This is a genomic window from Streptomyces fumanus, from assembly GCF_014655295.1.
GTDB lineage: Bacteria > Actinomycetota > Actinomycetes > Streptomycetales > Streptomycetaceae > Streptomyces > Streptomyces fumanus.
In genome coordinates this window covers 399,537-422,617 of record NZ_BNBI01000007.1, presented here as the reverse complement: position 1 = coordinate 422,617, position 23,081 = coordinate 399,537, and the positions used below count along the sequence as shown (strand labels likewise).

Sequence of the window (23,081 nt, the reverse complement as noted above, 5' to 3'; positions counted from 1 at the left end):
GCAGGCCACAAGTAAGGGGAGTTGAGGGGGTCATTCAGGGGATCCCCGGCGCCCGGCGCGGGTGAAGCTGGACCTGGCCGAAGCCGCCGCAGCGGCACGCGTACCTCAGCGAACGGGAGTATGGAGACAGCATGCTGCGTGCCGAGTTGATCCGCCCGGTCCACGAACTCCTCACCGAACAGAGCAGGCGCTTCGGCGACCGGACCGCCTACCTCGACGCCCGGCGCGCCGTCAGCTACGCCGGTCTGGAGGCCCGTACCCGCCGCCTCGCCGGACATCTGGCCGGCCTCGGCCTGCTGACCGGCGACCGGGTGGCGATGTTCCTCGGCAACCGGGTCGAGATGGTGGAGAGCTACTTCGCGGTCGTCCGCGCCGGCGGCATCGGCGTCCCGGTCAACCCGCACCTGTCCGCCGCGGAGCTGGAGCACCTGCTCACCATCAGCGGCAGCCGCGTCGTCATCACCGACGCCGCCCATGTGCCCGCGGTGCGCGGGCTGGCCCCCGCTACCGGCGCGCTGACCGTGATCGTGGTGGACGGTGACGGACCCCTCCCGGCCGGGTGCCTCTCCTACGAAGAGTTCGCCACCACCGATCCCGGCACCCCGGCCCGCGACGACCAGGGGCTCGACGACGTCGCCTGGATGCTCTTCACCTCCGGCACCACCAGCAGCCCCAAGGGCGTCCTCGCCACCCAGCGCAACTGCCTGTGGTCGGTCGCCGCCGCCTACGTCCCCGCGCTCGGCCTCACCGCCGAGGACCGGGTGCTGTGGCCGCTGCCGCTGTTCCACAGCCTGTCCCACATCGTCTGCGTGCTGGCCGTGACGGCCGTCGGGGCCACCGCCCGCATCACCGACGGCCACTCCGCCGACGACGTACTCGACCTGTGGCGCGAGGACCGGTCCACGGTCGTCGCCGGTGTTCCCACGCTCTACCGCTATCTCGTCCGCGCCGCGCGGGCCCCGGGTTTCACCGCGCCCCCGATGCGGGTCGGGCTGGTGGGCGGCGCCGTCTTCAGCGCCGCGCTGCGCCGCTCGGCCGAGGAGACCTTCGACGCGCCCCTCATCGACGCCTACGGCTCCACCGAGACCTCCGGCTCCATCGCCATCAACTGGCCGACCGGCGCCCGCGTCGAAGGCTCCTGCGGCCTGCCCGTGCCGGGCCTCGCGCTGCGGATCGTCGACCACCGTACCGGCCTCGACGTGCCCGACGGCACCGAGGGCGAGGTGTGGGTGCGCGGCCCGAACATCATGGCCGGCTACCACGAGCAGCCCGACGCCACCGCCGAGGCGCTGCGCGACGGCTGGTTCCACACCGGCGACCTCGCGGTCCGCGACCGCGCCGGCTACCTGACCGTCACCGGACGGCTCAAGGAACTCATCATCCGCGCCGGGGAGAACATCCACCCCGGCGAGGTGGAGGAGGTGCTGCGCCAGGTCCCCGGCGTCGCCGACGCCGCCGTGGCCGGCAAGCCGCACGACGTCTTCGGCGAGGTGCCGGTCGCCTTCGTCGTCCCCGCCCCCGGCGGCTTCGACCCGGCGCAGGCGCTCGCCCTGTGCCGCGAGCGGCTCTCGTACTTCAAGGTCCCCGAGGAGCTGTACGAGATCGAGCGCGTCCCGCGCACGGCCACCGGCAAGGTCACCCGGCACCGGCTCCTGGACGGTCCCGCCCGGCTCCGCGCGGTCGGCAGCGCCCACCACGACACCCTGTTCCGCACCCACTGGGTTCCCCAGCCGTCCGCACCCGCGCCCGCCGGCACCGGTTCCTGGACGCTCCTTAGCGACCCCGGCACCGCCCTCGCCGACCGCCTCCGGGCCCACGGTACCGACCTGGCCGGCGACACGCCCTCCGTGGCCCTGCTGCCGGCCCCCGCGGGCGCGAGCGTCGACGACTTCCTGCGGACGGCCGAACCCTGGCTCACCTCCGCCGACCCGGCCGGCCCCCGGCTGGTCGTGCTCACCCGGGGCGCCGTGGCCACCCACCCGGGCGAGACGGTACGGGACCTCGGCCAGGCGGCGCTGTGGGGTCTGATCCGCTCCCTCCAGGCCGCCCACCCCGGCCGCGTGGCCGTGGTGGACCTGGACGGCACGGCGGACGACGCGGCGGACGAGGCGACCGACGACGCGCCCGATGAGGCGGCCCTCGACGCGACCGTGGCCGCGCTGGTCGCCACGGTGGCGTCCGGTGAACCGCAGAGTGCCGTGCGCGGTGGTGTGGTCCTGCTGCCGCGGCTGGAACGGGTGACCCTTCGCGCCGCTACGGATCCGGGGGCGCCGCCCGAGCAGACCGCCGAGCGCGCGGACACGGCCGCGCCGCCGGAGCAGACCACCGACCGCGCGGGCGCGGCCACGCGGCCCGAGCACACCGCCGCCCCCGCGGGCGCGGCCACGCGGCCCGAGCACACCGCCGACCGCGAGGGCACCGCCGTCGTCACCGGAGCCGACACCCGGCGCGGCAGGGCCATCGCCCGCCACCTCGCCACCGCCCACGGCGTCCGCAGCCTGCTGCTGATCACCCCGCCCGGACAGAGCACCGGAGCGGCCGATCTGCGCGCCTGGCTGACCCGGCAGGGCACCCAGGTCCGGCTCGCGGAGGCCGACCTCGACGACCGCACGCGACTCAGGCGAGCGCTGGCCAAGGCTCCCTCTCCCCTGACCCTGGTCGTCCACGCCTGGGACGCCGTGGACGAGCCCTGCGAGACCCGCGTGGCCGCCGAGGTCCGCACCCTGCACGACCTCACCCGCGACGCCGCCCTCACCGCCTTCGTGCTGTCCTCCTCGACCAAGGGCCTGCTGGGCGCGGCCGGCGAGACCACCGAGGCCGCGTCGGCCGCCTTCCTCGACGCCTACGCCCAGAACCTGCGCGTCCAGGGCATCCCGGCCCGGTCCCTGGCCTGGGGACCCTGGGAGGGCGAGGAGGGCGAGGGCGACACGGCGAGCGGTGCCACGGGCGATGCTACGAGCGGTGCGCTCACCGAGCAGCAGGCGATGGCCGCCCTGGACGCCGCCCTCACCCTGGACGACGCCCAGCTCGTCGTGATGAAGCTCGACCCGTCCGCCGCTCCCGGCTCACCGCTCCTGCACGACCTGATCGACAGGCCGGCCCGGACCACCACCGCGGACCGAGCCGTCACGAACGCCCTGCGCGAGCGCCTCGCCCAGCTCCCGGACGCCGACCGCGACCGGCTCCTCACCGACCTGGTCCGCGACCAGCTCTCCGACCTGCTCGGCCTGACCGGCAGACAAGCCGTCCATCCGGAACGCCCCTTCACCGACCTGGGCCTGACCTCGGTCACCGTGGTCGAACTGCGCAACCGCCTCACCGAGGCCACCGGGCTCCGCCTCCCCGCCACCTCCGCCTTCGACCATCCCACCCCGCGGGCCCTGGCCGGCCTGCTGCGCCGTGAACTGTCCGGCGGCACCACCCCGTTCGCCACCACCCCGACCGCTCCCGCCCCACTCCCCCACACGGCCGACGACCCCGTCGTCATCGTGGGCATGGCCTGCCGCCTGCCGGGCGGTGTCGCCTCCCCGGAGGACCTGTGGGAGCTGGTCCGGGCGGGCGGCGAGGGGACCGGCCCCTTCCCCACCGACCGGGGCTGGGACCTGGACCGCCTCTTCGACCCGGACCCCGACCACCCCGGCACCAGCTACGTCCGCCAGGGCGGCTTCCTGCGTGACGCGGGCGGCTTCGACGCGGCCTTCTTCGGCATCTCCCCGCGCGAGGCCCTGGCCATGGACCCGCAGCAGCGACTGCTCCTGGAGACGTCCTGGGAGGCGTTCGAACGGGCCGGCATCGACCCGACCGCCCTGCGGGGCCAGGACATCGGCGTCTTCACCGGCATGATGCACCAGGACTACGGTGCCGGCGCCACCGGCGACCTCGAAGGCCACCTCATGACCGGGACGACGGCCAGCGTGGCCTCGGGCCGCGTGTCCTACGTGCTCGGCTTCGAGGGCCCCGCGGTGACCGTGGACACGGCGTGCTCGTCCTCGCTGGTCGCCCTCCACCTGGCCGTCCAGGCACTGCGGGCCGGGGAGTGCTCGATGGCGCTCGCCGGCGGGGTGACGGTGATGTCCGGCCCCGAGTCGTTCGTGGAGTTCTCCCGCCAACGGGGCCTGGCCCCGGACGGCCGCTGCAAGTCCTTCGCCGCGGCGGCGGACGGCACGGGCTGGGCGGAGGGCGTGGGCGTGCTGCTGGTGGAGCGCCTGTCGGACGCGGAACGGCTGGGACACCGGGTCCTGGCGGTCGTACGTGGCAGCGCCGTCAACCAGGACGGCGCCTCCAACGGCCTCACCGCCCCCAACGGCCCCTCCCAGCAGCGGGTGATTCGGCGCGCACTGGCGGCGGCCGGGCTGACGCCGGGTGACGTGGACGCGGTGGAGGCACACGGCACGGGCACGGCACTGGGCGACCCGATCGAGGCGCAGGCCCTGCTGGCGACGTACGGGCAGGGTCGTGAACGGCCGCTGTGGCTGGGCTCGTTGAAGTCGAACATCGGGCATGCGCAGGCCGCCGCCGGGGTGGCCGGCGTCATCAAGATGGTCATGGCGATGCGGCACGGGGTGCTGCCGCGCACGCTGCATGTTAACGCGCCCAGCCCTCAAGTGGACTGGTCGGCGGGCGCGGTGGAACTGCTGACCGAGGAACGCGAGTGGCCGGAGACGGGGCGTCCGAGGCGGGTGGGGGTGTCGGGGTTCGGGGTGAGCGGCACCAACGCTCACGTCATCCTGGAACACGTTCCCGAGCCCTCCGAAACCCCTAGTCCGTGCTCCAGCGGTCCCTTGCCTTTGCTGGTCTCCGGAGCCGATGAGCAGGGCATCCGTGCCCAGGCACGGCAACTGGCCGACTTCCTGCATCAACGGCCGGACATCGACCTGGGCCGGTTCGCCGGGCTCCTGGCCCACACACGCGCCGCGCTGTCCAGCCGTGCGGTGGTCATCGCCGAGGACCGGGACGAAGCGCTGGCCGGGCTCGACGCCGTAGCCGAAAACAGTGGCCGGGCGGATGTGCAAGGACGGATCGCGTTCGTCTTTCCCGGCCAGGGCACACAATGGGCCGGCATGGGTGCCGAACTCGCCAGCACCTCAACCGTCTTCGCCCAGGCACTGGACGAATGCGCCGCCGTGATGGACCCGCTGACCGGCTGGTCCCTCCTCGACACCATCCACGGACAGCAACCCCTCGACCAGGTCGACATCATCCAACCGGTCTCCTTCGCGGTCATGATCGGCCTGGCACGGGTGTGGCAGGCGGCAGGCGTCCAGCCATCCGCCGTTATCGGCCACTCCCAGGGAGAGATCGCGGCAGCCCACGTAGCGGGCGCCCTGTCCCTCGCCGACGCCGCCAAAGTCGTCGTCCTGCGCAGCCAGGCCATCGCCACCCACCTCTCCGGACACGGCGGCATGATGTCCCTCGCCATATCCCATGCCGAGGCCGAGGAACTCACCGCCCCCTGGAACCACCACATCCAGACAGCCGCCCTCAACGGACCAAACTCCGTCGTCGTAGCAGGCGAACCACAAGCCCTCGCAGAACTCGCCGCCACCTGCGACCAGACCGGCATCCGCGCACGCACCATCGACGTCGACTACGCCTCCCACACCACCCACGTCGAAACCATCCAAGACCAGCTCACCCACACCCTCGCAGACATCACCCCCACCACCTCCCACACCCCCTTCCTGTCCACCGTCGACACCGACTGGCTCGACACCACCCACCTCGACGCCACCTACTGGTACCGCAACCTCCGCAACACTGTGAACTTCGCCCCCGCCATCGACCACCTCCTCACCCAGGGCTTCACCACCTTCATCGAAATCAGCGCCCACCCCGTCCTGACCACCAGCATCGAAACCACAGCCGAACACACTGATCCCGGTCCCCTATTGATCACGGGCACCCTGCGCCGCGGCCACGGCGGCACCCGCCAACTCCTCACCTCCCTCGGCCACGCCTGGACCCGCGGCCTCCCCATCAACTGGACCACCCCTCTAGAGCACCCCACACCCCCACACACCGCCTGGCACCTCCCCACCTACCCCTTCCAACACCAGCACTACTGGCTCAGAAACGTTCCTTCCGCCGGTGCCGTGGCCGCCGCCGGGCTCTCGGATGCCCGGCACCCCCTGCTCGACGCCTGGGTCGAACTGCCCGACGAGAGCGGGGTGTTGTTCACCGCGCGGCTGTCGTCGAGCAGCCACCCGTGGCTGGCCGAACACACGGTGCACGGTGTCGCGGTGGTGCCCGGGGCGGCGTTCCTGGAGATGGCGGTGCGGGCCGGGGACGAGGTGGGGTGCGCTGCCGTCGAGGAACTGCGGATCGAGACGCCGCTCGTGCTCGGGGAGGGTCCGGGCGTACGGCTCCAGGTGGCCGTCGGCGCGGCGGACGGCTCCGGTCGGCGCCGGTTGACCGTCCACTCCCGGCGTCAGGGCGGTACCGACTGGACCCGGCACGCCACCGGCACACTGGCCGTCCGTCCGGACACCGCCCCCGGCGTCGACCTGTCGGTGTGGCCGCCGGCCGGGGCGGTGCCCGTCGAGGTCGATCCGGCGGTGCCGGGGCTGCGTGCGGCGTGGCAGCGGGGCGCCGAGGTCTTCGCCGAGGCCGAGGTGGACGAGGAGGAGCGGGCCGACGCCGAGCGGTTCGCGCTGCATCCCGCGCTGCTTGAGGCCGTGGGCCGGGCCGGTGGGGGCACCGCGCTGTCCGTTGCCTACCGTGCCGTGTCCCTGGCAGCGGCCGGGGCCACCTCCCTGCGGGCGCGCATCGCGCCGGACGGCGGTGGCGGTACGACGCTGGAACTCGCGGACGCCTCCGGTCGGGCGGTCGGCAGCCTCGGGTCGGTCGTCTCGCGTGAGGTCGGTGCGGACGAGCTGGCGTCGGCGGTCGCCCGGGGCGGCGTGGATCCGCTGGACGCGTTGTTCCGCGTCGACTGGGTGCCGTGTGCCGTCGAGGCCGTGGCGGGCCCGATGCGGCCCCTGGTCGCCGTCACCGGCCTGGATGAACTGCCGGCGTCGGCCGCCCAGGGTGATGTGCGGGTGGATCTGACGGACACCGCCCAGGGGTTGCGGGCGCTGACCTCGCGGGCATTGGCGTGGGTCCAGGCGTGGCTTGCCCTGCCGGTGACGGACGCGCGGCTGGTCGTCGTCACGCGGGATGCCGGCGACCCGGTGACCGCGGCCGTCTGGGGGCTGGTCCGCTCGGCGCAGTCGGAGGCGCCGGAGCGGCTGGTCCTGGCCGCCGTGGACGGGGACGCCGCCTCCGAGGCGCTGCTGCCCGCCGCCGTCGCCACCGGTGAGCCGCAGTTCGCCCTCACCGCCGGCCGGGCCACCGTACCGAGGCTGGTGCGGGCGGCGTCCGCCGCGGCCGTCCGACCACTCGACCCCGACGGCACCGCCGACCCCGTACCGGCGCTCGACCCCGACGGCACCACCGACCCCGTACCGGCGCTCGACCCCGACGGCACCGTGCTGATCACCGGCGGCACCGGCACCCTGGGCCGCCTGCTCGCCCGGCATCTCGTGGCCGAGCACGGCGTACGGCATCTGCTGCTGGTCAGCAGGCGCGGGGGTGCCGCCGACGGTGTGCCGGAGCTGGAGCGCGACCTCGGCGCGCTGGGCGCCACCGTGCGTACCGTCGCCTGCGATGTCACCGACCGTGCCGCGCTGGCCGGGCTGCTGGCGTCGATCCCCGGCGAGGCACCGCTCACCGCGGTCGTGCACACCGCCGGTGTGCTGGACGACGGCGTGGTCACCGCCCTCACCCCGGAGCGGCTGGACACCGTCCTGCGGCCGAAGGCGGACGCGGCGCTCCTGCTGGACGAGCTGACCCGGGACAGCGGCCTGGCCGCGTTCGTGCTGTACTCCTCGGCCGCCGGTGTCCTCGGCAACCCCGGGCAGGCCAACTACGCCGCCGCCAACGCCTTCCTGGACGCGCTGGCCGCGCGGCGCAGGGCGGCGGGGCTGCCCGCCACCGCGCTCGCCTGGGGCCACTGGGCGGCCACCAGTGAGCTGACCGCCCACCTCACCGACGCCGACCTGCGGCAGCACTCCCGGCGGTTCGGGATGGCGGCGCTGGACGAGGGGACCGGCCTCGCGCTGTTCGACGCCGGTCTGCGCAGCACCGTCCCGGCGCTGGTGGCGGCCCGGTTCGACCTCGGGAAGTTGCGTGCCGAGCCGGACGGCGGCCCCGTGGCCCCCCTGCTGCGCGAGCTGGTGCCGCCGGTCCGGCGCCGGGCCGCGGGCCGGGCGGCGGCCGGCGGGACGGATCTCGTACGACGGCTGGCGGCGCTGACGCCCGACGAGCGGCACGAGACCCTGCTCGACCTGGTCAGGAACCGTGCCGCGCACGTCCTCGGGCACCCGTCCGCCGAGGCCGTGGCCGCCGGCCGGGCGTTCCGTGAGGCGGGCTTCGACTCGCTGACCTCCGTGGAACTGCGCAACCGGCTCGCCGCGGACACCGGACTCCGGCTCCCCGCCACCCTGCTCTACGACCACCCGAGCCCGGACGCCCTCACCCGGCACCTGCTCGCGGAACTCCTGGCGGGAGCCGACGCCTCCGCGGCACCGTCCGCAGCCCCGCACGGGACGGCCGACGACCCCATCGCCATCGTCGCGATGAGCTGCCGCTTCCCCGGTGGCGTGGCGAGCCCGGAGGACTTCTGGCGGCTGATCAGCGAGGGCGGTGACGCGGTCGGCGACTTCCCGGACGACCGCGGCTGGGACCTGTCCGCGCTCTACGACAGCGACCCCGACCACCCCGGCACGTCGTACGCGCGGCGCGGTGCGTTCCTGGCGGACGCCGCCGGGTTCGACGCGGACTTCTTCGGGATCTCGCCGCGCGAGGCGCTGGCGATGGATCCGCAGCAGCGGCTGCTGCTGGAGACGTCGTGGGAGGTGTTCGAGCGGGCCGGCATCGACCCGACGACCCTGGCGGGCCGTGCCATCGGTGTGTTCACCGGCATGAACACCCAGGACTACGCGCTGCGCCTGCGCGAGGTCTCCGAGGAGGTCGAGGGACACCGCATCACCGGCATCTCCGCGGCCGTGCTGTCCGGCCGGGTGGCCTACACCCTCGGTCTCGAAGGGCCCGCGGTGACCATCGACACGGCGTGCTCGTCGTCGCTGGTGGCCCTGCATCTGGCGGCGCAGGCCCTGCGCTCCGGCGAGTGCACGATGGCCCTGGCGGGCGGCGTGACCGTGATGGCCGCGCCGGACGCCTTCGTCGACTTCTCCCGGCAGCGGGGACTGTCCGCCGACGGCCGGTGCAAGGCGTTCGCAGCGTCGGCGGACGGCACCGGGTGGGCCGAGGGCGTGGGCGTGCTGCTCGTGGAGAGGCTGTCGGACGCCCGGCGCAACGGTCACCGGGTGCTGGCCCTGGTCAGCGGCAGCGCGGTGAACCAGGACGGCGCGTCCAACGGCCTCACCGCTCCCAACGGCCCCTCCCAGCAGCGGGTCATCCGGCAGGCGCTGAGCAGCGCCGGGCTGACCGGGGCCGACGTGGACCTGGTCGAGGCGCACGGCACCGGCACGGCGCTGGGCGACCCCATCGAGGCGCAGGCCGTCCTCGCCACCTACGGCCGGGACCGGCCCGGGGACCGCCCGCTGTGGCTGGGCTCGGTGAAGTCCAACATCGGGCACGCGCAGGCCGCCGCGGGCGTGGCCGGCGTCATCAAGGCGGTCCTGGCCATCCGGCACGGCCTCCTGCCGCGCACCCTGCACGTCGACGCCCCCACCCCGCAGGTCGACTGGTCGGCGGGCGCGGTGGAGCTGCTGACGGAGCAGCGGCCCTGGCCCGAGACCGGGCGACCGCGCCGGGCGGGCGTCTCCGCGTTCGGCGTCAGCGGCACCAACGCCCACGTCATCGTCGAACAGGCACCGGACACGGACACCGGTACCGACACCGGTACGGACGACACACCCGCACCCGCACCCGCGACCGTGCCCGCCGTCGTCCCCTGGGTCCTCTCGGCCCGCAGCCCCGAGGCGCTGGCGGGGCAGGCGGAGCGGCTCGCGGCATGGGCCCGGCAACACCCGGACGCCGACCCCGCCGACATCGCCCACGCACTGCTCTCCACCCGGACGGCGTTCGAACACCGTGCCGTCGTCGTGGGCGCGGGACGCACCGCGCTGCTCGACGGTCTGGACGCCTTCGCCCACCCCCGGCACGCCCGGGGAGTGGCGCGCCCCGGCAAGCTCGCGGTGCTCTTCACCGGGCAGGGCAGCCAGTACACCGGCATGGGCCGCCGCCTGCACGAGCAGTACCCGGTGTTCCGCGACGCCTTCGACGCCGCCTGTGCCGAACTGGACCGGCACCTGCTGGACGCCGGGCACGTCACCCGGTCCGTCCGGGACGTGGTGTTCGGCGACGACCCGGACGAGCTGGAGCGGACGGTGTTCGCGCAGGCCGGGCTGTTCGCCGTGGAGGTCGCCCTGTTCCGGCTCTACGAGTCCTGGGGCGTCCGCCCCGACCGGCTCGCCGGGCACTCCGTCGGCGAGGTGACGGCGGCGCACGTGGCGGGCGTGCTGTCGCTGCCGGACGCCGCGACGCTGCTGGCGGCGCGCGGACGGCTGATGCAGGCCCTTCCGGGCGGGGCGATGGCCGCGCTCGGCGCCCCCGAGTCCGTCGTCCGGCCCCTGCTCGCCGACGCGCCCGGCACCGTCGGCATCGCGGCGGTCAACGGGCCCGCCTCGGTCGTGGTCTCGGGCGACCGGGACGCCGTGACGGCCGTCGCCGAGGCGTGCGCGGCCCTCGGCCACCGCACCAAGCGGCTCCGGGTCAGCCACGCCTTCCACTGCGCGCACATGGACGGCATGCTCGACGCGTTCCGCGAGGTCGTGACCGGGCTGTCGTACTCGCTCCCGGCGATTCCCGTCGTCTCCGGCGCCACCGGCGAGCCGGCCACCCCGGAGCACCTGTGCTCCCCGGAGTACTGGGTCGAGCACGTCCGCCGCACCGTCCGCTTCCACGACATCGTCGGCACGCTGCACACGCACCACATCACCACCTTCCTCGAACTGGGCCCCGGCGGCGTCCTCACCGCGCTGGCCCAGGAGGCGTCCGGCCCGGGCGCCGAACCGGCGATGTTCGTGCCCACGCTGCACGCCGACGCCGGCGCCGAGGACGAGCCGATCGGTGCCGTCACCGCGCTGGCCCGGCTGCACGTCCGCGGCATACCCGTCGACCTCTCCGCCCTGCTCCCGGCGGCCCCGCGCCGCACGGTCGAGTCCCTGCCCACCTACGCCTTCCAGCACCGCCGGTACTGGCCGGACGCCCCGCACCCGACGGCCCACCCGGCACCCGCGTCACAGCCGGTGCCCGTACCCGTACCCGTACCGCAGGCGGTGCCCGATCCGGCCGGCGGCACACCGCTGGACCTGGTGCTGACCAGCGCCGCCGCCGTGCTCGGACACGACGACCCCTCGGCGATCGACCCCGAACGGCCCTTCCGGGACCTCGGCTTCGACTCCCTGAACGCGGTCCGGCTCCGCAACCGCCTGTACGACCTGACCGGCGCCGACCTGCCCACCACCCTCGCCTTCGACCATCCGACCCCGGCCGCGCTCGCGTCGTTCCTGCGCGCCCGGCTGCTCGGCGACGACACCGCCGGGCACGACGGCCCGGCCCGGCGGGCGGCCGACCCCGGCGAGCCGGTCGCCATCGTCGGCATGGCGTGCCGGCTGCCGGGTGGCGTGGCCTCCCCGGAGGACCTGTGGCGGTTGCTGCGGGCCGGGGAGGAGGGCATCGGTGAGTTCCCGACCGACCGCGGCTGGGACCTGGACTCTCTCTTCGACCCGGACCCCGACCACGCCGGCACCAGTTACACGCGGCGCGGCGGTTTCCTCTACGACGCGGGCGAGTTCGACGCGGAGTTCTTCGGCATCTCCCCGCGCGAGGCGCTGGCCATGGACCCGCAGCAGCGGCTGCTCCTGGAAACGTCCTGGGAGGCGCTGGAGCGGGCCGGCATCGACCCGACGAGCCTGCGCGGCCAGGAGGTCGGTGTCTTCGCCGGCATGGTCAACCACGACTACACCAGCCGCCTGCGCACGGCCCCCGACGGCTCCGAGGGCTATCTCATGACCGGCGGGGCGGGCAGTGTGCTGTCGGGCCGGGTGTCGTACGCGTTCGGCTTCGAGGGGCCCGCGGTGACCATCGACACGGCGTGCTCGTCGTCGCTGGTGGCCCTGCATCTGGCGGCGCAGGCCCTGCGTTCCGGTGAGTGCACGATGGCTCTGGCGGGTGGGGTGACGGTGATGGCCGGGCCCGAGGCGTTCGTGGAGTTCTCCCGGCAGCGGGGCCTGTCGGCGGACGGCCGCTGCAAGTCCTTCGCCGCCTCGGCGGACGGTACCGGGTGGGCCGAGGGCGTGGGCGTGGTCCTGGTCGAGCGGCTCTCGGACGCCGAACGCCTGGGTCACCGGGTGCTGGCGGTGCTGCGCGGCAGCGCGGTCAACCAGGACGGTGCCTCCAACGGCCTGACCGCCCCCAACGGCCCCTCCCAGCAACGGGTGATGCGCCGGGCGCTGGCCGAGGCCGGGCTGACCCCGGGTGACGTGGACGCGGTGGAGGCACACGGTACGGGCACGGCACTGGGCGACCCCATCGAAGCGCAGGCGGTCCTCGCCACCTACGGACAGAACCGCGAACACCCGCTCCTGCTCGGTTCGCTGAAGTCCAACATCGGACACGCCCAGGCCGCCGCGGGAGTCGCGGGCGTCATCAAGACCGTACTGGCCCTCCAACACGGCATCCTGCCGCGCACCCTGCACGTCGACACCCCCACCCCACAGGTCGACTGGTCGGCAGGCGCGGTGGAACTGCTGACGGAGGAACGGGAGTGGCCACGGGCGGACCGTCCGCGCCGGGCGGGTGTCTCCGCGTTCGGCGTCAGCGGCACCAACGCCCATGTCGTCCTGGAACAGGCTCCGGAGGCCGGTGAAGCGCCGGTCACGACGGCACGCCCGGACGGCGGCCTGACGCTGCTCCCCCTCTCCGCACGGGACGAGGCCGCCCTGCGCGCACAGGCACAGCGACTGCTGTCCTACCTGGGACAGCGCCCCGAGCTGGACCTCACCGCCGTGGGCAGCGCGCTGGCCGCGAGCCGGGCGGGGTTGCCGGAGCGGGCGGTGGTGGTCGCCGCCGACCGGGACGAGGCGCTGACGGGCCTGGGCGCGGTGGCGCGGGGCGAGAGCGCGGTCGGCGTGCACTACGGATCGGTGCGGCGTGGACGGCTGGCGGTGCTGTTCACCGGGCAGGGCTCCCAGCGGCTCGGCATGGGGCGCGAGCTGTACGAAGCGTTCCCCGTGTACCGCGAGGCGTTCGACGAAGTCTGCACAGCCCTCGGCGACGACACACGCGACATCGTCTTCGGAGACGACCCCGACCGCCTCAACCAGACCCTGCACACCCAAACCGCACTCTTCGCCCTGGAAGTCGCCCTCTACCGCCTCATCACCTCCTGGGGCATCACACCCGACATCGTCGGCGGACACTCCATCGGTGAGATCACCGCCGCACACGTAGCAGGGGTCCTGTCGTTGGAGGACGCGGCCACTCTGGTCACCACCCGCGGACGCCTGATGCAAGCACTGCCCGAAGGCGGCGCCATGATCGCCGTCGCCGCCCCCGAACACGACCTCCCCACCCGGCCCGGCATCGACATCGCCGCCGTCAACAGCCCCACCTCCACCGTCCTGTCCGGCGACGAAGAACCCGTACTCCACGCAGCACAGGAACTGGCCGCACAGGGCATCCGCACCCGACGCCTGACCGTCTCCCACGCCTTCCACTCCACCCGCATGCAACCCATGCTGGCCGACTTCGAAGAGACACTGGCCGGCCTGACCTTCCACACCCCCACCCTCCCCGTCCTGTCCAACATCACCGGACAGCTCGCCGACCCCCACACTCTGACCACCCCCGCCTACTGGGCCCACCACGCACGCGCGACCGTCCGCTTCGCCGACGGCATCAAGACACTGACCGCCTACGGCGTCACCACCTACCTCGAACTCGGCCCCGACAGCACCCTCACCGCCCTGACCCGCGAAAACCTCGACCCCCACACCAACACCACCCTCATCCCCGCACTACGCCGCGACCACGACGAAACCCGCACCCTCACCACCGCCCTCGCCCAACTCCACACCACCGGCACCCCCATCGACCTCAACACCCTCCACCGCACCACCACCCCACCCTCCCTCACCCCCGAACTGCCCACCTACCCCTTCCAACGCACCCACTACTGGCTCACCCCCGACGACACCCCCAGCACCACCGACGATGCCGATGCCCGTTTCTGGGATGCCGTCGAGCGGGAGGACCTCGGGTCCGTGGGTGAGGCGCTGGGGGTGCGGGACGGCGCGGAGCTGGATGCCGTCGGCGGGGCGCTGGGGGTGCTGTCGGCGTGGCGGCGCCGGCGGGACGAGCGGGCCGCGGCGGACCGGCTGCGTTACGAGGTGCGGTGGAAGCCGCTGCCCGGCGCGGCGTCCGGGGTGCCGTCCGGCACCTGGCTGGTCGTGCTGCCGGACGGCGGCGGTGCCGACGAGTACGCCGAGCGGGTCGCGCCGGCGCTGGACCGGCAGGGGTTGCGCGGTGTCGTCGTACGGACCGGGACCGGAGTCGACCGGGGCGAGCTGGCCGAAACGCTGCGGGGGGCGCTGGCGGAAGTGGACGAGGTCGGCGGCGTCCTGTCGCTGCTGGCGCTGGACCGGCGTGCGCGGCCGGGTGGTGCCACGCTCACCGAGGGGGTGGCGGCGACCCTGGCACTGGTGCAGGCGCTCGGTGACCTGGGCTCGGGGCCCCGGTTGTACTGCGCCACCCGGGGTGCGGTCGCCGTCGGTGGCTCGGACGGCATCGACGCCCCCGAGCAGGCGGCCGTGTGGGGGCTCGGGCTCGCGGTGGCGCTGGAGCAGCCGGATCTGTGGGGCGGGTTGGTCGACCTGCCCGAGGTGTTCGACGAACGGGCCGCCCGGATGCTGCTCGGGGTGCTGGCCGCCGGGGCCGGTGAGGACCAGTTCGCGATCCGGCCGACGGGCGCGCTGGTGCGCCGGATGAGCGGCCGTCCGCTGTCCGCGGCCGCGGCGGCGGGGCCGGAGTGGCGGCCACGCGGCACCGTGCTGGTCACCGGCGGTACCGAGGGTCTCGGCCGGTATGCCGCGCGCTGGCTCGCCGAGGCCGGTGCCGAGCACCTGGTGCTGACCGTGGCCTCGGACCCGGAGGCGCCACGGGTGCGGGAGGTGTGCGACGAGCTGAGCGCGCACGGCACGAAGGTCACCGTCCGTCAGGTCGACCTGGGTGACCGAGAGGCGCTCGCGCACCTGCTCGACGGGCCCGCCGCCGCGCCCGGTCTGAGCGGCGTCGTGCACACCGCGGACCTCGCGCGTGTCGCCCAGGCCGATGCCACCACCGCCGGTGAACTGGCCGAGACGCTGGCGGCCAAGGTCGACGGGCTGTGGCACCTCGACGCGCTGCTGAGCGGACGGGACCTGGACCTGTTCGTCGTCTTCTCGTCCGTCGCCAGTGTGTGGGGCGGCGGTGGGCAGGGGCTCATCGGTGCCGCCAACGCCCAGCTCGACGCGTTGATCGAGCGGCGGCGGGCGCGGGGGCTGAGGGCCACTTCGGTGGCCTGGGGTGTGATCGACGGGTTCGGTGTGGCGTCGGACGCCGCCGCGCGGGAGCAGTTGCGCCGGCGCGGTGTGCTGCCGATGGCGCCCGAGGAGGCCATGGCGGCGCTCACGCTCGTGGTGCGGAACGACGACACGCGGGTGGCCGTGGTGGACGTCGACTGGGCGGCGTTCGTGCCCGCCTTCACCTCGCTGCGGCCGAGCCCGCTGATCGGCGACCTGCCGGGCGTACGGGAGATCGCCGACGCCCTGGCCGCCGACGGTGCCGGTGACGAGGCGGCCTCGGAGTTCCTGCGGCAGCTCGCCGCGGCCTCCGACGCCGAGCGGGAACGGGCGCTGATGAAGGCGGTCCGCGAGCACACGGCACTGGCGCTGGGACACGGCGGCGCCGAGGCGGTGAAGCCGGGGCGGGCCTTCCAGGAGATGGGCTTCGACTCGCTCGCCGCGGTCACCCTGCGCAACACCCTCGGCGCCGCCCTGGGCACCAAGCTGCCCGCCACCCTCGTCTTCGACTACCCCACGCCCGCCGCGCTGGTGGAGCACCTGCGCACCGAACTGCTGGCGGACGCGGCCGAGGAGGAGCTGAGCGAGGCGGACGAGGAGGAGCTGCGCCGGACGCTGGCCTCCATCCCGGTCAGCCGGTTCCGGGAGGCCGGGCTGCTGGACGCGCTGCGGCAGCTCGCCCGGACGGCGGGGACGGACGGGCCGGACGACGGCGGACCGGCGCCGTCCGCCGCGGCCGCCGCCGAGGAACTCGACCTGATCGACGCAATGGACGTCGCCGGGCTGGTCCAACGAGCACTGGACGGGAACCGGTTGTGATCGCGCACTCGACACGGTGGGAGCAGCCATGAGCAGCGGCCAGACTGAACAGATCGTCGAAGCGCTGCGCGCCTCGCTGAGGGACAACGCCCGGCTGAAGCACGAGTACGACAAGGCGGTCGCGGCCACCACCGCGCCGGTCGCCGTGGTCGGCATGGCCTGCCGGCTGCCGGGCGGGGTGTCCTCGCCCGAGGAGCTGTGGGAGCTGGTGTCCAGCGGGGGCGACGGCATCACCGGGTTCCCGGCCGATCGCGGCTGGGACCTGGACCACCTGTTCCACCCCGACCCCGACCACCCCGGCACCAGTTACGCCAGTGAGGGCGGCTTCCTGCACGACGCCGGGATGTTCGACGCGGGTTTCTTCGGCATCTCGCCGCGCGAGGCCGTGGCGATGGACCCGCAGCAGCGGATCATGCTGGAGCTGTCCTGGGAGGTGCTGGAGCGGGCCGGGATCGACCCGACGAGCCTGCGCGGCAAGGACGTCGGGGTGTACTCCGGCATCGCCTTCCACGACTACGGTGCCGGGCTGCCCGAGGTCCCCGACGAACTCGCGGGCTTCCTCCTGACCGGTGGGGCGGGCAGTGTGCTGTCGGGCCGGGTGTCGTACGTGCTGGGCTTCGAGGGGCCGGCCGTGACGGTGGACACGGCGTGCTCGTCGTCGCTGGTCACGCTGCATCTGGCGGCGCAGGCGCTGCGGGCGGGCGAGTGCTCGCTGGCGCTGGCCGGCGGGGTCACGGTGATGGCGGAGTCGGACGCGTTCGTCGGTTTCTCGCGGCAGCGCGGGCTCGCCCCCGACGGCCGGTGCAAGGCGTTCGCGGCGGCGGCGGACGGTACCGGGTTCGCCGAGGGCGCCGGGGTGCTGCTGCTGGAGAAGCTGTCCGACGCGGTCGAGGCGGGCCATCCGGTCCTGGCGGTGGTACGCGGCTCGGCGGTCAACCAGGACGGCGCGTCGAACGGGCTGACGGCGCCGAACGGCCCTTCGCAGCGGCGGGTGATCCGGCGGGCGCTGCGCGCCGCCCGGCTGACCGCCGCCGAGGTGGACGTGGTGGAGGCGCACGGCACCGGTACGGCGCTGGGCGACCCCATCGAGGCGCAGGCGCTGCTGGCCACCTACGGCCGGGACCGGGAACGGCCGCTGTTCCTGGGGTCGGTCAAGTCGAACATCGGGCACACGCAGGCGGCCGCCGGTGCGGCCGGGGTCATCAAGATGGTGATGGCGATGCGGCACGGCGTCCTGCCGCGCACCCTGCACGTGGACGCGCCGACGCCGCAGGTGGACTGGTCGGCGGGGGCCGTGGAGCTGCTGACCGAGGAGCGGGCGTGGCCGCAGACGGGACGGCCCCGCCGGGCCGCGGTGTCCGGTTTCGGCATCAGCGGCACCAACGCCCATGTGATTTTGGAGGAGGCCCCGGCCGCCACCGCTGCCGTGGACGGGGCGGTTCCCGGGGAGCCGCTGCTGACCGGCGCGCCCGTGCCGCTGCTGGTCTCCGGGCGCGGCGAGGCCGCGCTGCGCGCCCAGGCCGAGCGGCTGCGGTCGTACGTGGCGGACCGCCCCGGCGTGGCGCTGCCGGACCTCGCCCGGTCGCTGGCCACCGGGCGGGCGGCGCTGGAACAGCGCGGTGTCGTCCTGGCCGCCGACCGGGACACCGCGCTGCGCGGTCTGGCCGCGCTGGCCGGGAACACCCCGGCACCCGAGGTGGTGCGCGGCGACGGCGGCCCGGCCACCGGGCACACCGTCTTCGTCTTCCCCGGCCAGGGCCCGCAGTGGCCCGGCATGGCGGCCGAACTCCTCGACTCCTCCCCGGTGTTCGCCGCCCGGTTCGCCGAGTGCGACGAGGCGCTCCGCCGCCACCTGGACTGGTCCGTCACCGATGTCGTCCGGGGCGCCGCGGCGGCGCCGTCCATGGAGCGCATCGAGGTGCTCCAGCCCGCCCTGTTCGCGGTGCACGTGTCGCTGGCCGCGGTGTGGACGGCGGCCGGGGTGGCCCCGGCGGCGGTGGTCGGCCACAGTCAGGGGGAGATCGCGGCGGCGTACGTCGCCGGGGCGCTGACGCTGGAGGACGCGGCCCGTATCGTCGTGTTGCGCAGCGCCCTGTTCGCCGAGGAGCTGGTCGGCAAGGGCGCGGTGGCCTCCGTCGCCGCCTCCGCCGAGACGGTGGAGAAGCGGCTCGCGGCGTGGGACGGGCAACTGGCCGTCGCGGGCCGCAACGGGCCCGCCGCGGTCGCGGTCGCCGGTACGGAGGAGGCGCTCGCGGAGTTCGTGGCCGGTTGCGAGGCCGACGGCCTGCGGGCCCGTGTGGTCGGCTCCACGGTCGCCTCGCACTGCGCCCAGGTCGATCCGCTGCGCGACCGCATCCTGGCGATGTTCGCCGACATCCGTCCGCGCCGCTCGGCCGTCCCGTTCTACTCGACGGTCACCGGGGGCGCGTTCGACACCACCGGCCTGGACGCCGAGTACTGGTTCAGCAACGCCCGCCGCCCGGTGGACTTCGAGGCCGCGGTGCGCGAACTGCTCGCCGACGGCTTCGGGTTCTTCGTGGAGTCCAGCGCCCACCCCGTGCTGGTGACCGCCCTGCAGCACCTCTTCGAGGACGCCGGGGCGGAGGCGGTCGCGGTGGGCTCGCTGCGGCGCGGCGAGGGCGGCGCGCCCCGGATGCTGGCCTCGCTCGCGGAGGGGCACGTGGGCGGGCTGCCCGTCGACTGGTCCGCGGTCCTGGCCGGCGCGGCGGACCCCGCCGGGGCCCCGGAGCGGCCGACCGTCACCGTGGCCGACCTGCCCACCTACGCCTTCCAGCACCGGCACTACTGGCTGGAGTCGGGGCAGGGCCACGGCGACGCCGCGAGCCTGGGACTGACACCGGCCGGGCACCCGCTGCTCGGCGCGGTCACCGAGGTCTCCGGCACCGGCACCGACCCGGCGTCCGGGTCCGTGCTGTTCACCTCCCGCCTGTCGCTGCGCACCCACCCCTGGCTGGCCGACCACGCGGCGGGCGGCACGGTGCTGCTGCCCGGCGCGGCCTTCGTGGAGCTGGCGGTGCGCGCCGGGGACGAGGTGGGCTGCCCCACCCTGGAGGAACTGGTCGTCGAGGCGCCGCTGCCCCTGGCCGAGGGCGACGGCGTACGCGTACAGGTCCTCGTCGGCGAGGCGGAGGCGCAGGGCCGCCGCCCGCTGTCCGTGCGCTCCCGCCCCGCCGACGGCGACCCCGGCGCACCCTGGACCCGGCACGTCAGCGGCTTCCTGACCCCGGCCGCCGGCCCCCCGCCGGAGGCGCTCGCCCCGTGGCCGCCGGCCGGGGCGGTCCCGGTCGGCCCGGAGCGGGTGACGCAGGCGTACGAGGAGATGGCCGCCGCCGGATACGGCTACGGGCCGGCCTTCCGGGGCCTGCGCGCGGTGTGGACGCGGGGCGAGGAGGTGTTCGCCGAGGTCGCCCTCGCCGAGGACCAGGGGCTGTCCGCCGACGGGTTCGGACTGCACCCGGTGCTGCTGGACTCCGCCATGCACGCCATCGGCTTCCGCGCCCCGGCCGGCGCCGACGCCGTACTCGCCCTGCCCTTCGCCTACCGCGATGTCACCCTGCACGCCGCCGGGGCGACCGCGCTGCGCGTCCGCGTCACCCCGCACGGCACCGACGAGGTCGCCCTGCATCTCGCGGACGCCACCGGCGCGCCGGTCGCCACCGTCGGCTCGGTGGTGTCCCGGCCGCTCACCGCGGACCTGTCCGCCCCCCGTACCGCCCCCGTCCGCGACCGCCTGTTCCGCGTCGGCTGGGACGAACTGCCCGCGCCCGGCCCCGTTGAGGACGCGCCGCACCCCGTGCCGGTGGCGACCGCCGAGGACATCCGGGAACTCGCCGAGACCGCCGACCTGGGCATCCCCGAGACACTGCTCCTCGACCTGGGAACGGCAGGCAGCGGATCGAGCGCCGCCGCCGTCCACGACCTCACCGGCCGGGTCCTCGACCTGCTCCAGACCTGGCTGACCGCGCCCGGCCTGGACGACACCCGGCTGCTGGTGCTCACCCACGGCGCGGTCGCCGTGCACCACGACCGCGAACTCACCGACCCCGCCGCCGCGGCCGCCCTCGGCCTGCTGCGGTCCGCGCAGGCCGAGAACCCCGACCGGATCACCCTCGTGGACACCGACGGCACCCCGGCGTCCCGCGCCCTGCTGCCCGCCGTCCTCACCGGCACCGAACCCCAGCTCGCCCTCCGCGACGGCGTGCGCTTCGCCCGCCGGCTCACCCGCGCCGACACCACCGGCACGCTCACCGCCCCCGCGGACACCACGGCGTGGCGGCTGGAGCCCGGCGGTGACGGCACCCTCGAAGGACTGGCGCTGCGCCCCTCCCCCGCCGCGCTGGAACCGCTCGCCGCCGGGCAGGTCCGCGTCGAGGTACGGGCCGCGGGCCTGAACTTCCTGGACGTCCTGGTGGCGCTCGGCATGAACAAGGTCGACGCCACCCTCGGCAACGAGGGCGCGGGCATCGTCACCGAGACCGGCCCCGGCGTCACCGCACTCGCCGTGGGCGACCGGGTGATGGGCCTGTTCCCCGACGCCGTCGGCCCGGTCGCCGTCGCCGACCAGCGCACCGTCACCAAGGTCCCGGACGGCTGGACCTTTCCGCAGGCCGCCTCCGTACCCATGGCCTTCCTCACCGCCTACTACGCCCTGCGCGACCTCGCCGGGCTGCGCGCGGGCGAGACGGTGCTCGTGCACGCCGCCGCCGGCGGGGTCGGCATGGCCGCCGTGCAGCTCGCCCGGCACTGGGGCGCCGAGGTCCTCGCCACCGCGTCCCCCGCCAAGTGGGACACGGTGCGCGCCACCGGCGTCCCCGCCGACCGCATCGCCGGCTCCCGCACCACCGAGTTCGAGCGCCGCTTCCTCGACGTCACACGGGGCCGGGGCGCCGACATCGTCCTCGATTCGCTCGCCGGTGACCTGGTCGACGCCTCCCTGCGGCTGCTGCCGCGCGGCGGGCGGTTCCTGGAGATGGGCAAGAGCGACCTGCGCGACCCCGCCGAGGTGGCGGCCGCCCACCCCGGCGTCGCCTACCGGGCGTTCTCCCTCCACGAGGCGGGCGACGACCGCATCGGGGAGATGCTGCGGGACCTGGCCGTCCTCTTCGCACAGGGCGTCCTGCGTCCGCTCCCGCTGCACACCTGGGACGTCCGGGAGGCCCCGGCCGCCTTCCGGTTCATGAGCCAGGGCCGGCACACCGGGAAGAACGTCTTCACCCTGCCCCGCCCCCTCGACCCCGACGGCACCGTACTGGTCACCGGCGGCACCGGCACCCTGGGCCGCCTGGTGGCCCGGCGCATGGTCACCGAGCACGGTGTACGCCACGTCGTGCTGGCCGGGCGGCGCGGCCGGGCCGCCGACGGCGTGCCCGAACTGGAGGACGAGCTGCGTGCCCTGGGCGCCGCCACCGTCCGCACCGTCGCCTGCGACGTGGCCGACCGGGACGCGGCGGCCGCCCTGCTCGCCTCGATCCCGCCGGAGGCCCCGCTGACCGCCGTGGTGCACGCCGCCGGCCTCCTGGACGACGGTGTGATCACCGCCCTGACCCCGGAGCGGCTGGCCGCGGCGTTCCGGCCCAAGGTGGACGCCGCGCTCAACCTGCACGAGCTGACGGCCGGGCTGCCGTTGAGCGCCTTCGTCCTCTTCTCCTCCGGAGCCGGCACCTTCGACTCCCCGGGCCAGGGCAACTACTCCGCCGCCAACGCCTTCCTCGACGCGCTCGCCCGCCACCGGCACGCCGCCGGGCTGCCCGCCACCTCCCTCGCCTGGGGGCTGTGGGGCCAGGTCACCGACATGAGCGCCCACCTCGACGACGCCGACCAGCGGCGCATGGCCAAGGGCGGCATGCTCGCCCTGTCCGTGCCCGAGGGCATGGAGTTGTTCGACGCCGCCCTGCGCACCCCCGCCGCCGTCCTGGTGCCCGCCCGCATGGACTTCGCCGCCCTGCGCGAGCTGGCCGGCACCGGCACCCTGCCCGCGCTGCTCGCCTCCCTCGTGCGGGCCCCGCGCCGGGCCGTCGACAACACGGCGGCGGGCACCGGCGACCTGACCGGCCATCTGGCCAGGGCGACCGCGGGACAGCGGCAGAAGATCCTGCTCGACCTGGTGCAGCAGGAGGCCGCCGCCGTCCTCGGCCACTCCTCCGCCGACGCCATCGACCCCCACCAGCCCTTCCGGGAGATCGGCTTCGACTCGCTCACCGCGGTCGAGCTGCGCAACCGGCTCGCCCGCCGGGCCGGCCTCCGGCTGCCCGCCACGCTCGTCTTCGACCACCCCGCGCCCACCGCCCTGGCCCGCTTCCTCCTCGCCGAGCTGGGCCAGGAGACCGACCCGGCCGAGCTGCTGCTGAGCGAACTCGACGCCGTGGCCGCGACCCTGGCCGGCACCAGCCCCGACGCGTCCACCCACGCCACCGTCCTGACCCGCCTGAACGCGCTCGTCGAGCAGTGGCGGACGGCCGCGGCACCGGCTCCCACCGGTACCGGCACTGAGGCCGATGTCGACGATTTCGACGTGGACACCGCGACCGACGAGGACATGTTCGACCTCATCGACCGGGAGTTCGGCACCCCCTGACCACCCGACCGCCCACGACCACCGCCCACGACCACCGACCC

At 74.9% G+C, this 23,081-nt stretch carries 2 protein-coding genes; both read left to right on the top strand.

The features are described 5' to 3' along the window. The first annotated feature begins 131 nt into the window (after positions 1-131). Entirely contained in the window at positions 132-16,445 is a 16,314-nt protein-coding gene (locus tag IE316_RS17925) for a type I polyketide synthase (protein ID WP_190205363.1), read from the top strand. A 16-nt stretch (positions 16,446-16,461) separates the two neighbouring features. Further along, positions 16,462-23,040 (top strand): type I polyketide synthase, encoded by a 6,579-nt coding sequence (locus IE316_RS17920; RefSeq protein WP_444545390.1) that lies wholly within the window; start codon positions 16,462-16,464, stop codon positions 23,038-23,040. Positions 23,041-23,081 lie beyond the last annotated feature (41 nt).

What these genes read in the sequence shown, in the direction of transcription:
- IE316_RS17925 (WP_190205363.1), top strand. Translation starts at nt 132, where the DNA reads ATGCTGCGTGCCGAGTTGATCCGCCCGGTCCACGAACTCCTCACCGAA.